The sequence below is a fragment of the Botrimarina colliarenosi genome, from assembly GCF_007859955.1.
Taxonomy (GTDB): domain Bacteria; phylum Planctomycetota; class Planctomycetia; order Pirellulales; family Lacipirellulaceae; genus Botrimarina; species Botrimarina colliarenosi.
Map to the genome: position 1 here is coordinate 387719 of NZ_SJPR01000004.1, position 13599 is coordinate 401317.

Annotated in this window: 11 protein-coding genes; 6 read left to right on the forward strand and 5 right to left on the reverse strand. The window is 68.3% G+C overall.

The genetic code is table 11. The annotated features are described in order from the left end of the window. Positions 1 to 34 precede the first annotated feature (34 nt). Genes Pla108_RS15605 through Pla108_RS15620 form a run of 4 tightly spaced genes read right to left on the reverse strand, consistent with a single transcriptional unit; the run spans position 35 to position 7243 of the window. The gene (locus tag Pla108_RS15605; RefSeq protein WP_146445888.1) at positions 35 to 1024 is read right to left on the reverse strand and encodes a DUF58 domain-containing protein; all 990 of its coding nucleotides are present in this window, start codon (positions 1022 to 1024) and stop codon (positions 35 to 37) included. After that, on the reverse strand, positions 990 to 2036 hold the full coding sequence (locus Pla108_RS15610; protein WP_146445889.1) for an AAA family ATPase: 1047 nt from the start codon (positions 2034 to 2036) through the stop codon (positions 990 to 992). Before Pla108_RS15610 ends, Pla108_RS15605 begins: the two co-directional genes overlap by 35 nt. Positions 2037 to 2082: 46 nt before the next feature. Continuing rightward, positions 2083 to 3120, reverse strand: a complete 1038-nt coding sequence (locus Pla108_RS15615; RefSeq protein WP_146445890.1) for a prenyltransferase/squalene oxidase repeat-containing protein — start codon at positions 3118 to 3120, stop codon at positions 2083 to 2085. Between the two features lie 37 nt (positions 3121 to 3157). Beyond that, positions 3158 to 7243, reverse strand: coding sequence for an outer membrane protein assembly factor BamB family protein (locus Pla108_RS15620; RefSeq protein ID WP_146445891.1), 4086 nt, complete (start codon positions 7241 to 7243; stop codon positions 3158 to 3160). Positions 7244 to 7545: 302 nt separating this feature from the next. On the opposite strand from Pla108_RS15620, the gene Pla108_RS15625 reads away from it, so the two are divergent. The 4 genes from Pla108_RS15625 to Pla108_RS15640 all read left to right on the forward strand — a co-directional run bounded on the left by Pla108_RS15625 (position 7546) and on the right by Pla108_RS15640 (position 10646). Continuing rightward, a complete protein-coding gene (locus tag Pla108_RS15625) occupies positions 7546 to 7869 on the forward strand; it encodes an HU family DNA-binding protein (protein ID WP_146445892.1) in 324 nt (107 codons plus the stop codon). Between the two features lie 264 nt (positions 7870 to 8133). Next, positions 8134 to 8610 carry a tRNA (cytidine(34)-2'-O)-methyltransferase gene (locus Pla108_RS15630; protein ID WP_146445893.1) on the forward strand — a complete coding sequence of 159 codons (477 nt, stop codon included), beginning with the start codon at positions 8134 to 8136 and terminating at the stop codon, positions 8608 to 8610. A 124-nt stretch (positions 8611 to 8734) separates the two neighbouring features. After that, positions 8735 to 9616: a UDP-N-acetylmuramate dehydrogenase gene (murB, locus tag Pla108_RS15635; RefSeq protein WP_146445894.1), complete on the forward strand. Its 882-nt coding sequence runs from the start codon at positions 8735 to 8737 to the stop codon at positions 9614 to 9616. A gap of 76 nt (positions 9617 to 9692) precedes the next feature. Further along, complete coding sequence (locus tag Pla108_RS15640; protein WP_146445895.1) at positions 9693 to 10646, forward strand: cell division protein FtsQ/DivIB; 954 nt, start codon at positions 9693 to 9695, stop codon at positions 10644 to 10646. A gap of 134 nt (positions 10647 to 10780) precedes the next feature. On the opposite strand, the gene Pla108_RS15645 is transcribed toward Pla108_RS15640, so the two are convergent. Next, positions 10781 to 11362, reverse strand: a complete 582-nt coding sequence (locus Pla108_RS15645; RefSeq protein WP_146445896.1) for an isochorismatase family protein — start codon at positions 11360 to 11362, stop codon at positions 10781 to 10783. 331 nt (positions 11363 to 11693) lie between these two features. Here Pla108_RS15645 and hslV point away from each other — a divergent pair, with 331 nt between their 5' ends. Beyond that, the gene (gene hslV / locus Pla108_RS15655) at positions 11694 to 12257 is read left to right on the forward strand and encodes an ATP-dependent protease subunit HslV (RefSeq protein WP_146445898.1); all 564 of its coding nucleotides are present in this window, start codon (positions 11694 to 11696) and stop codon (positions 12255 to 12257) included. Beyond that, complete coding sequence (hslU, locus tag Pla108_RS15660; protein ID WP_146445899.1) at positions 12250 to 13596, forward strand: ATP-dependent protease ATPase subunit HslU; 1347 nt, start codon at positions 12250 to 12252, stop codon at positions 13594 to 13596. Before hslV ends, hslU begins: the two co-directional genes overlap by 8 nt. The last annotated feature ends 3 nt before the right edge of the window (positions 13597 to 13599 follow it).

A 13599-nucleotide genomic window follows, 5' to 3' on the forward strand; every position in this document is an offset into this window, starting at 1 on the left:
CGCTCCCTGACGGTCGCGGTTCGGTGGGTGATATCTACCGCCGCCGCGGGCCGCGGAGACGGCTCGACAGCAGCGCGATCAGCACCGACTCGAGGGACTGACTGGTGCGGATCAATTGATGGTTGGCGCCGCGGCGGGCGCAGGCGGCCTCGATCGCGTCTTGGTGCTGGGCGAGAGCGGCCAGGTACTCGCGTCGCAGGGCGCGGGGATTGGCGTCGAGTTCGGCGCCCCCTTCGAGCCCAACGAAACGGGTCGCCCCCTCCAGCGGGAAGTCGATCTCGTCGTCCGACAGGGTCTGCATCACGACCATATCGGCGCCTTTGGCCTGCAACATCGCCAGCCCGGTGTCGAGGCCCTCGAGTGGGCAGAGGAGGTCGGAGAGCAACACGACAACGCCGCGCCGGGGGATCGTCTCGGCGGTCGATCGCAGTAGGCCCGCCAGGTCGGTCTTCGCCGCGTCGGTTGATCCTTCGAGCGACGCGGTTAGCAGGTCGGCAATCGCGCTGACTTGCGCGCGGCCGGTCCGGTGGGGCGTCTCGGCGATCACCTCGCCGGCGAACGCACGGCAGGCGACCGCGTCGTGCTGCGCGGTCAGCAGGTACGCCAGCACGCAGGCGGCTGTCGCGGCGTACTCGTGCTTGCTCATCGCGTCGCCGGGGCTGCCGGACGCGCCCTCGCCACGGAAACGCATGCTCGCCGACGAATCGACTAACAGCGTCGCGCGGAGGTTATTCTCTTCCTCGTACTGTTTGACGAAGAGCCGGTCTTGGCGGCCCCACGCCTTCCAGTCGATGTGCCGGAGGTCGTCGCCGGCGGCGTACTGGCGGTGCTCACGGAACTCGAGCGAACGGCCCAGGAAGGGGCTGCTGTGCCGGCCCGACAGAAAGCCATCGACGACGCGGGCGGCGCGGACCTCGAGCCGGCCGAGACGCTTGAGCACCTCGGGGAGCGATTGGCTCGACGACGACGGACGCGGCCCGCCGCCCCCGTCAGCCGGCGAGGACGCCGCGGAAGCGGGGGTCATCCCTGAGACTCTCGTCGCGCGTAGGCGTGGCGGTCAGCAACCCGTCGATCACGTCGTCGGCGGTGAGGCCCTCGCTCTCGGTCTGGAAGTTGAGCAGCAACCGGTGCCGCAGCACCGGCTTAGCGAGCGTCTGAAGGTCCTCGATCGCGACGCAAGGCCGCCCCGCCATCAGCGCCCGCGCCTTGGCGCCGAGGATGAGGAACTGCACCGCCCGCGGCCCCGCCCCCCACGCCAAACGGGTTGCCGCTTCGGGCGCGGCGTCGGGCTCGCCGACCCGCGAGCCGCGCACCAAGGCGACGGCGTAACGCACCAAGTCGTCCCCTACCGGCGTGGTCCGCACCAGCTTCTGCAGCGCAATCATCTCTTCGACGTCCGACACCGCTTCGACCTCGGCCGTCTCGCCGGCGGTGGTCCGTTGGGCGACCTCGATCTCTTCCGCGAAGGTCGGATAGCGCACGATCGCCTTGAACATGAAGCGGTCTTGCTGCGCCTCGGGGAGCGGGTAGGTCCCCTCTTGTTCGATCGGGTTCTGCGTCGCGAGGACAAAGAACGGGTGACCGATCTCACGCCGCACGCGCCCGACGGTGACTTGGCGCTCTTGCATCGCCTCGAGCAGGGCGGCCTGTGTCTTGGGCGGCGTGCGGTTGATCTCGTCGGCGAGGATCACGTGCGAGAAGATCGGCCCGGCGAGGAACCGCAGGTCGCGGCGCCCCGTGGCGCGGTCCTCTTCGATGATCTCGGTGCCGAGGATGTCGGCCGGCATCAGGTCGGGCGTGAACTGGATACGGCTGAACGTCAGGCCGAGCGTCTTGGCGAGGGTGCTGATGAGCAACGTCTTGGCGAGCCCCGGCGCGCCCTCCAACAAGCAGTGCCCGCGGCAGAACAGGGCGATCATCAACAGGTCGATCACGCCATCCTGCCCAACGATGACGCGGGCCAACTGCTCGCGAATCCGGGTCGCCGTGGCGCACAGGCGCTCGGCGTCAGGCGGCGGCGTTTCTTCGTGGGTCATGAAGGGTTCCCGAATCCGCGACGCGTGGCGTCGACTAGTTGAGGCGTCAGCGCTGGTAGATGGGCAAGCAGCCCTCGTCCAATTGCAGCATGATCAAGTTCAGGGCGGTCGTATACACCGGGCCGATGTAGCCTTGGTTCCAGCGGTACCCGGGACCGAGCGGCGTTTCGACCGGCGTTGCGTCGGCGACTAGCTTGCCGTAGGTCGCGCGGCGGTAGTCGTCCCATGTATCACCCGCTTCGCGGTACTGGACCTGCGAGTAATAGAAATTGGCGTAGTGCCAGTGGCCGTGGCTGCCCGAGTCGTCCCCCGCTAGGCGGAGCTGGCAGTACTCCTTCATCCGGGGGACGAAGTTGTCGTCGTAGCTGCCGGCCTCGTAGAGGCACGCCAACGCGGCGGCGGTGATCGCCGGCCGGCCGTTCCCCCCTTTGGTGCTGTACTGCACGCCGCCGTCGGCCTGCGTACAGCCGTGGATATAGCCGACCGCGCCGTCGATGATCCCCTTGGGGACGGGGATCCCCGCGTTGCGGCAGCCGCGGAGCCCCTGCACCTGGGTGACGGTCGTCGAGCCTTCGTCGAAGCCATTGCCGTCGCGCGCCGAGACATAGCCCCAGCCCCCCGCCGCCGTCTGCGCCTGACCGGTGAACTGCACCGCGGCGGTGAGGACGCGGATCAACTCCTCACGGCGTCGGGCGTCTTCCTCCTCGCCGAGCACCTGCGAGAGGAACAGCATCCCGAATCCATGGCCGTACGTGTAGCGGTCGTCGCGGAGCGGGTCGCCGATCAGTCCGTTGGGGCGGGCCTGGGCCAGAAGGTAATCGACCGCCAGTCGTATTTCGGGCGCGTAGCGGCCGCCGCTGGGAGTGGAGCCCTCCGCCAATAGGGCGATGCCCGCCAGAGCGGTCATCGCCGCGGGGTAGCGCCCGCCGGCGTCCCACGAGCCGAGGCGGCTCTGGGACGTAGCGAGCCAACGGAGCCCCCCTTCGGTGACCCGGTCGACGTCGTTCGCCAAGCCAACGGCGGGGAGCATTACCGCCGCGGTGACGGCAAGCCAGCGGGTTCGGCGGATCGATCGAAACGGCATGCTGGTATCCTACCCGATGACAACGGAACGGCCCGCCTCAATCGTCGTCCCCATCCCAGAACGACTTGAAGAGACGCTCGACACCTTGGCCGATCTCATCGGGCCCTTTCGGTCGCGACGCCTCGGGGTCCTCGACCTGGGCCCGCATCAACGGCCGCGGGGGGGCGGGCTGCGGGGTCGTTTCGAGCGTCACCCAGGAGCGACCCGCTCGGATCAGCATCTGCTCGCTGTCGGTCCGCTCGTAGACGGCCCACAGCGGCGCCGGGCCGTCGTTCTCGTCACCCGCCGGCAGGTGATGGTTGCGATAGACCGTGGCGCCGGTCGCCAAATCAATCGCCGCCAGAGCGATCTCGGCCTCGGCCTGTTCTTCGTTGGCGTCGGGGGCTCGGCGCCGCGCTAAGAGCAAGAGCGGCGCGTCGCTGACGGCCGTCTCAACGATCGCCATCCCGTCGACCTGCACCGGGGCGGGCCATAGCGCTGCGCCGGTTTGCCCGTCGAGGCAGTAGAGGTCGCCGGTCAACAACGGATCGCCGCCGATTGGCGACGCGCCGCGGAGCCGATCGACCATCGGATTCGAGCCGTCGATTTCCACCAAGAGCCGCGCGCCGTGGTTGCGGAGCCGCACCGACCGCACCGGCGCTTCGAGGTTACCTGGCAGCGAGGTCGCGAAACGGACCGCCGCGGCCGCGACATCCACCACCGTGAGGCGACGCTTGTCGGTGACGAACGCCGCCACGTCGCCGTTCGGCAAAAAGCGGGTGGTGAGGTCGAAGTCGTGCTCCCAAGCCGGCTGGTCCGTCGCGGCGTCGGTGATCGTGACGACTCGGAACTGGCGCCGGCCGGCGGAACGTTCTTCGGTGAGCAGGTTGCCTCCCGCCGCCAGTCGCCAATTGCGGGCGGGCGGGGCGGCCCACTCGCCCAGCCGCTGACCACTCCACGCCGCCAGCCGCAGGCCGCTCGTGGTAGAGCCGACGACGTAAAGAACGCCGTCGTTCTCGAGCACCCGCAGCGAATCCGACCCCAGCTCTACCAGCTCGCGACGCCAAACCATCCGCCCTGTCGAAAGTTCGCGGCACTGCAGCGTCGCTCCGGAGACCGACACGACGCCCCACGGCCCGGCCGCGGCGGGAGTTTCTGCCGGATCGAGCACGACCCCGGGCCAAGCGGCGTTGGACGTGTCGGTTGTCTCCCAAACGACGCCGCTGCGGGCGTGGCAAACGACGAAGCCGGTGTCGAGCTTCAGAGCCAGCCACTCGCCATAGACCCGGTCGCCCGGCACCCCCACGGCGCCGGCCGCGTCGGGGCTCGGCGACCAAGGATCGCCCGGCAACTCGTCGGCGAGCAACCGTTCCCCCCAGCCGCTGGCGCCAACCAACAACCAATCCCCGCCGCGTGACTCGTAGCTCCAATGAACCCCTTCGACCGCGTCGCCCACCAGCGCGATCGGACGCGATTTGAACGCCCGGTCTTGGCGGACCCGATTCGAGCGACGCCGCATCGAGGTGGACTTCGGGAAGGACTCGACCTGCGCCGTGACCTGACGCTCGGTCCACGCGGTTGTCGCTAAAGGTTCGGCCGCCGGCGCGACGTCGCCGGTCGGGCGGAAACGGGCGGCGATTGCCTCGATCTGACGGGGATCGGCGCCGGCCAACTCGGCGCGGCGGGCGGCGATTCGGCTGGCGGTGACTTGCAGATGGTCTTCGATCCGTAGCACCACGTCGCCCGCGTCGCTCGCCGCTAGCGATCGGGCGTCGTCGAGCGCGGTGGCGGCGTCGATCCCTGGAGAAGCCGCAAGACGCATCGCGGCCTCGTAAGCCGTGGCGCGTTGGCCAGCCACCAGGTGGGGCAGCTGTCCGAGCGCCGCCGGCGCGACGCCGTCGCTACGCAGCAGCGTCACCGCCAGCAACTCGGCCAGCCGGCGGTCGGTGCGGTCCGCGTCATACGCCGCTTGCAATGCCGGTAGTGCCGCCGCCGGATCGTTGGTTTGCAGGGCGTCGATCGCTTGCTTCTCGACCGCTCGGAGAATGGCGGCTTGGGGGTAACTCTCGACCGTGGTCGCCGACCGGGAGACGATCAACCCGGCGTGGTAGAGCAGGTTGCCGAGCTTCGGCGCGTCGACCAGGGGGTTCAGACCCATGTCCGCCAAGCGCCAAGCCTCCTCGGCCTCGAGGCGCGACGTGTCGAGCATCGCGAGGCGTCCCGACCGCAACGGGAGCAAGAGGTGGCCGTCCACCATCAGGCCCTCACCCGCCGGCGAGTCGCCGCCAGGGAGCGGTAACGTCGCGACCGACTCACCATCCCTCAGGCGCCAAGCAGAGACGGCGTCCGCCTCGACGACCAGGGCGGCTTGCTCCGTGATCCCCGCCAGCAGCAAGGCGTCCGAGAAGTCGCGGCGCCAAAGGAACTCGCCCGTCGCGGCGTCGAAGCACTGCAGCGACGGCAAGGCGGGAGAGGCGACCAACAGACGATCGCCGACTTCGACGACCCGGCAGTGGCGCCACGCCGTCGCGTCGTCTGCCCAGCGGCGTGAATCCCGCACAGCGCCCCACCCCCCCTGCATCGCGGGGCGGGCGTCTTTCTCGTCGATCGCCAAGTAGCCCAACCACTCCAGCCGGCGACGGAGCGGGTCAACGGCGACCACGGCGCCCCGTCCCGTGGGGCAGTAAATCAACCGCTCCCCGATGGTCGGCGAAACCACGGCCGTCGCGATCAGCGGCGACGCCGCCCGTTGGCACTGAGCGAGCGGCTGGCGCCACAGCACGTCGCCCGAGGTCGCGTCGATCTCCAGGAGTGAGATCGTTTGCTCCGCCTCGGCGAGCGCATAGACCCGGCCGTCGGCGATGGCTGGCGGCCCCAAAAAGCGGGCGCCCGGCGCAGGGCCCTTCGGGTCGCCGCCATCGATCCGCCACCGCAGTTTCCCGGCCGTGGCGAGTTCGTAGGCGGCCAAGCAATTCGCGGGAAGGACCGGGTCTTCGCCGCCAAACAGCGAATCGCCAAACTGCCGCCGTGCAGAGCTTTCCTCCCCCCGCGCGCCCGAGCTCGGCGTGACCACAAAGGCCGCTCGTGTGTCGGTCGAGAGCCCCGACGCGACGCTGTCGCCGCGCCACGAGGTTGGGTTCACGGGGAACGGAACCTCCCAGAGCCGACGGCCCGACTCGGCCGAAAGCGCGATCAGCCGATCGCTCGTGCTGGTGAGGATCTCACCACCGGTGGCGATCGCCTCGTGAGCTGAGAGCGACGCGGCGCCGTCGGTCGCATCGACTTCGGCGTCGCTAGTGTCGACCGTTGCGCTCCAGAGCCGCCAAGGGACCGGCAGGCCGCCCGGAGCCACCACCTGCCGGCTCGCGTCGCCGCCGGCGCTCAGCCAAGCGTTCGGCGCTGTCCGCGACGCGGCCGACGAAGCGACCGCCTGCGTCGCTTCGATCCACTCCCGCTGCGCGGGCCACTCCTGCTGCGTGGGGTCGGTGGATGGGGCGGAAACGCTTTGCCCAAGCCGCAGTCGCTGCACCTGTTCCTCGGCCGCTAGGCGTTCGGCGACCGGGTCACCCGCTTGCTCGGCGATCTGCCTAGCCGCCGAGAGGGCTAGCGCCGCGTTGCGATAGGCCCCGGCGTCCGACTCGGCACGAGCGAGCCGTTCGAGTTCGGCGACGCCAAACAACTCGGGAGGGTAGGTGGCGACAACGCGGCGCAAGTCGGTCGCGTCGACAGCCTCTTCCAAGGCGCGCCGATGCTGTCCCTCGAGCACCGAACGAAAGACGGCCCGACTCTTTGCGCCGGCGCCCAAAACCGACTGCAGCAGATGCTGCTTCAGACTCCCCCCATCGACGTCGAGGCTGTCCGCTTCGACCGCCAGCTGGGCCGCCACGAGGGGGGCCGCTTCTCCGAATCGGCCGCTTTCGAGGAGCTCTTTCGCCAGCTCAAAACGCCGTTGCGCCTCGCGATCCGAGGGCGGTTGGAGGGCGAAATAGAGGCGGCTGAAGGCGTCCGAGTCGCCCGCCGCGGGGGTTTCGCCCCCCCGGACGGCGAAATTAGCGGAAAAAACCGCCGCTATTACGGCCGTGGCGACGAGGCTCCGTCGGCCCGGCAGGCGAAGCAGTCGAAGGCTCGTTCGGAGGGGGGCCATGGATCCCTTCACGCCAGCGTTAAAGTCTTTCTTATTAAGCACTTACAGCATAGCAAGCAGAGACCGATTCGGCTCGCAACGACGGTTCCTTTTGCACTGAAAAAGCGGGGGCGGCAAAGGGTGGTCGTCACGAAAAGGCCGTATTTCCCGGAGGTAACGCGTTTTTCCGGCTTGTGGCAGGCGGAGTTGGATCGTTTTAATCACGCCCGTCGAGTCGTCGGCCCGACGTAGCTATCACTTACCTGCGTCTCGCTAGGCTTTCGCCAAGCGAGCTAATCGTTACGACCGGAGGATACCCCCCCATGGCGAAAGCCGCACCCAAAGCGCCCACCAAGACCGAAATCTACGCTGGCATCGCCGAGGCCACTGGCCTGACGAAGAAGCAAGTCGGTGAAGTCTTCGACGCGCTCGACGCCCAGATCCAGAAGGCCCTCGCCGGCCGTGGCGCCCCGAAGATGTTCTCGCTGCCCGGCCTCTGCAAGATCACCTTGCAGCACAAGCCGGCCACCAAGGAACGCGAAGGCATCAACCCCTTCACCGGTGAGCCCACGACCATCAAGGCCAAGCCGGCCCGCACGGTCGTCAAGGTCCGTCCGCTGAAGAAGCTCAAGGACATGGTCGCCTGAGTTCCACAAGGACTCGCGTCGAACCAAGCCAGGCGAAATGGCGGGCCGGAATTCCGGCCCGCCATTTTTTCGTTTTTTTGATCTTCGTTGTCGACACAACGTTCCCCCAGCGTCGCCTGCCCTGCGAGTTACCTTGCCTAGCGCGCCGTTCGGGAGGTCTAAGCGCCAGCGCCGGGAGTGACGCCGGGTCCCCGCTTCAACTCCCGGCGCTGACGCTTAGGGCTCTCTAGCCTTCTGTTATTGCCATCTTATTTCGATGCGCTGATGTCTTCGTTGCATGTTGTTCTGTACCAGCCTGAGATCCCTTACAACACGGGGAGCGTTGGCCGCACGTGTGTCGCGCTCGGGGCGAAGCTGTGGCTCGTTCGGCCGCTTGGTTTCCAAGTCGATGACCGACAACTCCGCCGGGCGGGGCTCGACTACTGGCAGCACCTCGAGTGGGAAGTCGTCGATGACTGGGAAGACCTCCTACAGAAATTGCCGACCGACCGACTCTGGCTCTTCACGAAGCACGGCGACCGGGGCTTTTACGAGGCGGACTACGCCGCCGGCGACGCTTTGGTGTTTGGCAGCGAGTCCTCCGGATTGCCGCCGAGCCTGATCCAGCAGGCCGAGGGCCGTCGGCTGCGGATCCCCACGCTGCCCGAGGTGCGGAGCCTCAACCTGTCGGTCAGCGTGGCGCTGGCGGGGTACGAGGCGTGCCGCCAAGCGGGGACGCTGCCTCCCGGCGCTGGCGCTTAGGGCTCTCAAAGCCGCGGATTGGATCGCAAAGGGGGGGGTGGGAGCCCTCAGCGCCAGCGCCGGGAGCGAATCACCGACCACGACGGCCTTCCACTGGGCCCCCAATTCGCCTTGAATACGCTTTATGCCCGAACTCAACGCCGGTCTCGAATCGATCTTCGTCCCTTCCGCGGCCTTGGCCGACCGGACTTGGCTGCGCGTCGGCGGCCCGGCGGATTGGCTCGTCCGCCCGACCAATGTCGACGAGTTGGGGACGGTAATCGGCCGCTGCCGCGACGCGTCGGCGCCGACCCGCGTGCTGGGGGGCGGATCGAACGTCCTGGTGCGTGACGAAGGGGTCCGCGGCGCGGTCCTGCAACTCGACCACGAGGCCTTCGGCGGCGTCCGTATCGAGGGCACACGGGCCATCGTCGGCGGCGGCGCGTCGCTCGCCGCGGTGATCAACGAAACCGTCCGCGCCGGCCTGGCGGGGCTCGACACGCTGGTCGGCATCCCCGGCACCGTCGGGGCCGCGTTGCATCACAACGCCGGCGGCCGCGGCGGCGATATCGGTCAGTGGGTCGTCGAAGCCACCGTCATGACCCGCACCGCCGAGACGATCACCCGCTCGCGCGACGAGATGGTCTTCGGCTATCGCCAGAGCAGCCTCGACGAACTGGCCATTCTCGAAGTGGTGTTCGAGCTCGACCCGGCCGACCCGTCGGAACTCACCAAGCGGATGCAGAAGCAGTGGATCGTCAGCAAAGCGGCCCAGCCATTGAGCCACGAACGCCGCGGCCAGGTGTTCCTCAACCCGCGCGGCATGAGTGCTGGCATGCTGATCGACCAGGCGGGCCTGAAGGGCTCGTCGGTTGGCGGCGCCACCGTGAGCGATAAGCACGCCAACTTCTTCGTCGCCGCCGAAGGAGCGACCGCCGCCGACCTGCTCAAGCTGATCGATCTGGTCCGTTCACGGATCGACGAGCGGATGGGGATCGAGCTGGAGCTGGCGATCGAGATTTGGTAAGGCAGGTCGTCGAGCCGCGTCCGCTGCGTCGCGGCTCAGCTAGCACCCTGCCCTGCGCCCCACGGAGGGGGTCGCCATGTCCGCGCCAAGTCCTAACCCGCCGCGCGACATCGCCGGCTGGCTCAGCGAGACCATCCGTGCGCGCCGCGGCGTGCTGCTCTCGTTGGCGATCCTCGCCGCCCTGGGGCTCGCCACCCGCGGCGCCTGGCTGGCCGTCCGTCCGCAGGTCGCCCACAGCCCGCAGTATCTGCTGACGCCCGCCAGCGTCTCCGTCACCGCGCCGCCCGCTTGGGTGCGGGGCGACGTCACCGCCGACGTCTTCCGCGTCGGCGGGCTCGACGGACAGCTCTCGGTGCTCGACCCGCCGGCGGGCCTCGAGGAACGCCTCGCCCAGACCTTCGTGACCCACCCGTGGGTCCGGAGCGTCGGCGCCATCACCAAAACGCCACCGAACCGGGTGACGCTCGAACTGGAGTACCGCACGCCGCTGGCGGCGGTCGAGTTGGGCGGCGCGCTGCTGCCGGTCGATCTCGACGGCGCCCTGCTGCCGACGCGCGACCTATCGGCCGACGCGGTCAGGTACTTGCCGAGAATCGAACTGACGGACGCCACGGTCCGCCCGCCCGCCGTGGGCGAGCTGTGGCTCGAGCCGCGGCTCGCCGGCGCCCTGGCGCTGGTCGGCTCCTTCGGGTCCGCCTGGAGCGAGCTGGACCTGTTCCTGGTCCGTATCGACCACACCCCCGGCGTGCGAGCCGGGCAGCGGTTTTGGAGTTACAACGTCGTCTCCACCGGCAACACGGTGGTGGTCTGGGGCGGAGCCCCCGGGTTCTCGCCGCCGGACGAAGCACCCTTCGCCAAGAAGCTCGGCAACCTGCGTCGCGCGATCGCCAAGCACGGGCCGCTCGACTCGGTCGCGAAGAGTCCCGCGATGATCGACGTCCGCGACGGCGACGCCGCCTATCCGCGCGTCGTTAAGAAGGAAGGCAACCGCGTCGCGTCGAAGGACGATGACGAGACTGCGACAAAATAGTCGAGAATCCGCGCCCCATTTCTGTGGGAGGGGTCTCCGACCCCGATTCCGCGCTCCATGCCGATGCGAGGTGGGCGCCGTAATCGGGGTCGGAGACCCCTCCCACAGATACCCACCGTGCGACCCTCAGGGCCTCAAGCCTCACGCCTCTCCTTCGCCAACGCGCTGATCGCACGGAACGCGGGGTCGGCCGAGGTCTCGCACCATTCGAAGAGGACCGCCTCGGTGGTCGTCAGGGTGACACCCGACGCGTCGAGTCGGCGGAGAGCCGTTTCGTGGTCGATCGAGTGGCGTGAGCCGACTGCGTCGATGGCTACCTTCGGTTCGAAACCCGCCGCCAGCAAGTCGAGGGCGGTCTGGGCGACGCAGACGTGCGTCTCGATTCCCGTTAGCACGACGTGCCTGACGCCCGCGTCGTGCCAGGCCGAGATCAGGTCCTGACAGGCCGCCGAGCTGAACGCGGTTTTCGTGTGAGGCGGCGGCAGTCGTTCGGCGAGAAGGGCCGTCGTCGGGCCGAGCTTGTCCGGAACCTGCTCGGTAACCGCAACCGTCACGCCGAGGGCCTTCGCGCCATCGATCAGCCGACGCGCGTTCCAGACGACCCGCGGGGCGTCTGGCTGGACTGGCAGGAGCCGCTCTTGGAGATCGACCACCAGCAGGGCGGTCTCGTTGCGGTTCATCAGCAGAGGGCTGCGGGACGTTGTTTCGCTTGGCATCGCCGCGGTTCCTTCCCCGTCGGGGTACAATGAAGGCTACGAACCCGACATCCTACCGGCCGAAGCGTTTAGCGTCCTCCTGCCGCCTTGTCGAAAGAAAAGTCCCTCTGCGACTGGTCGAAAAAAGACCTCCGTGAGAACTGGGACGAGCTGCGCGCCTTGGTCGAATGCCCAAAGCACGCCTGCCTCAAGTGCGGTCGGGCAGCGGCGAAAAAGTCGGTGCTCTGTAAGCCCAAACCGTTCGATTCACCGGGCGATGCCGCTCGCTGAGTGGCCCTGGAGCCCTCAGCGCCCCTGGGCAAGCCGTCGCGAGCCGCCGACAATCCCTTCTATGGCTCTTCCGCGCATCCGTTCGACCACCATTCTCACCGTCCGCAAGGATGGTGTCGTCGCCATGGGCGGCGACGGGCAGGTGAGCCTCGGCGACACCGTTATGAAGGCCGACGCCCGCAAGGTGCGGCTGCTGGGCGAGGGCCGGGTGATGACCGGTTTCGCCGGCTCGGCGGCCGACGCGTTCGCTTTGCTGGAGCGGTTCGAGGCGAAGCTCAAGGACTACCCTCAGAACATGCCGCGGGCCGCGACCGAGCTCGCCAAGGACTGGCGGATGGACCGAGCGCTGCGCCGGCTCGAGGCGTTGATCACCGTCGCCGACGCCCGCGACACGCTGCTGATCTCCGGGACCGGCGACGTGATCCAACCCTCGGACGGCATCCTGGGAATTGGGTCGGGCGGCAACTACGCGACCGCCGCCGCCCGGGCGTTGGCCATGCACTCGTCGCTCTCGGCGGAGGAGATCGTTCGGGCGGCTCTGGGTGTCGCGGCGGACATCTGTGTTTACAGCAACCACAACATCGTGGTGGAGACCGTCCAGGCGGTGGACCCAACCCGTGCGTGAATTGACGCCCAAGAAGATCGTCGAAGAACTCGACCGCTACATCGTCGGGCAAGCCGACGCCAAGCGCGCCGTGGCGGTCGCGATCCGCAACCGCTGGCGCCGGCGGCAGCTCGACGACGAGCTCCGCAAGGAGGTCTCGCCGAAGAACATCCTGATGATCGGCCCGACGGGCGTCGGCAAGACCGAGATCGCCCGCCGGCTGGCGAAGCTGACCGGCGCGCCGTTCATCAAGGTCGAGGCGACCAAGTACACCGAGGTCGGTTACTACGGCCGCGACGTCGAGAGCATGGTCCGCGAGCTGGTCGAGAACGCCATCGGCCTTGTGCGGGAGCGGATGCGGGCCGACGTCGAAGACGAGGCGAAACGGCGCACCAACGAGCAGCTGCTCGACAAGCTCGTGCCGACGCCGAACTCGTTCGACGCCGGCGCCGGGGTCGAGGACAGCGCCGAGCGACACGAGCGGACCCGCGAGAAGATGCGGGCGATGCTCGTCGCCGGCGAGCTGGAGGACCGCACCGTCGAGATCGCCATCGAGAAGAAGGCGGCCGCGATGATGATCCCCGGCATGGGCGGCCCGGGCGGCGGCGAGATGGACATCGACGTGCAGGGCATGATCGAGAAGATGCTCCCCAAGCAGGTGTCACGCCGGCGGATGACCGTGGCGGACGCCCGCGGCGTGCTCTTCGAGCAAGAGTGCGAGCGGCTCATCGATGGCGAGAAGGTCAACCTCGAAGCGATCGAGCTGGCCGAGGAGTCGGGCGTCATCTTCCTCGACGAGATCGACAAGGTGGTCGCCACCGAGGGGGGCAAGGGGGCCGACGTCTCGCGGCAGGGCGTGCAGCGGGACCTGCTGCCGATCGTCGAGGGGACGACCGTCCAAACCCGCTACGGCTACATCAAGACCGACCACATCTTGTTCGTCGCCGCCGGGGCGTTCCACAAGACGCGGCCGAGCGAGCTGATGCCCGAACTGCAGGGCCGGTTCCCGATCCGCGTCGAGCTGGACGACCTGACGAAGGACGACTTTGTCCGGATCCTCACCGAGCCCCGCGGCTCGCTCACGAAGCAGTACGCGGCGTTGATGGCGACCGAGGGGGTCCAGATCGAGTTCGGCGACGACGCGATCGACGCCCTCGCCGAATACGCCTACCAGGTGAACCAATCGACCCAGAATATCGGCGCCCGCCGGCTCTACACGATTATGGAGCGGTTGCTCGAAGAACTCTCCTTTGAGGCATCCGACATGGAGGGGGCGGCCGTACCCATTAACGCCGCTTATGTTCGCCAGCGACTAGAAGAAGTCACCCAAGACGAGGACCTCAGCCGTTACATCCTGTAGTCC

Excerpts from the sequence above, each read along its gene's own strand:
- murB (WP_146445894.1), top strand. The coding sequence starts at position 8,735 with ATGCCCGAACTCAACGCCGGTCTCGAATCGATCTTCGTCCCTTCCGCG.
- hslV (WP_146445898.1), top strand. The coding sequence starts at position 11,694 with ATGGCTCTTCCGCGCATCCGTTCGACCACCATTCTCACCGTCCGCAAG.
- Pla108_RS15625 (WP_146445892.1), top strand. The coding sequence starts at position 7,546 with ATGGCGAAAGCCGCACCCAAAGCGCCCACCAAGACCGAAATCTACGCT.
- Pla108_RS15620 (WP_146445891.1), bottom strand. The coding sequence starts at position 7,243 with ATGGCCCCCCTCCGAACGAGCCTTCGACTGCTTCGCCTGCCGGGCCGA.
- Pla108_RS15630 (WP_146445893.1), top strand. The coding sequence starts at position 8,134 with ATGTCTTCGTTGCATGTTGTTCTGTACCAGCCTGAGATCCCTTACAAC.
- Pla108_RS15645 (WP_146445896.1), bottom strand. The coding sequence starts at position 11,362 with ATGCCAAGCGAAACAACGTCCCGCAGCCCTCTGCTGATGAACCGCAAC.
- Pla108_RS15610 (WP_146445889.1), bottom strand. The coding sequence starts at position 2,036 with ATGACCCACGAAGAAACGCCGCCGCCTGACGCCGAGCGCCTGTGCGCC.
- Pla108_RS15640 (WP_146445895.1), top strand. The coding sequence starts at position 9,693 with ATGTCCGCGCCAAGTCCTAACCCGCCGCGCGACATCGCCGGCTGGCTC.
- Pla108_RS15605 (WP_146445888.1), bottom strand. The coding sequence starts at position 1,024 with ATGACCCCCGCTTCCGCGGCGTCCTCGCCGGCTGACGGGGGCGGCGGG.
- Pla108_RS15615 (WP_146445890.1), bottom strand. The coding sequence starts at position 3,120 with ATGCCGTTTCGATCGATCCGCCGAACCCGCTGGCTTGCCGTCACCGCG.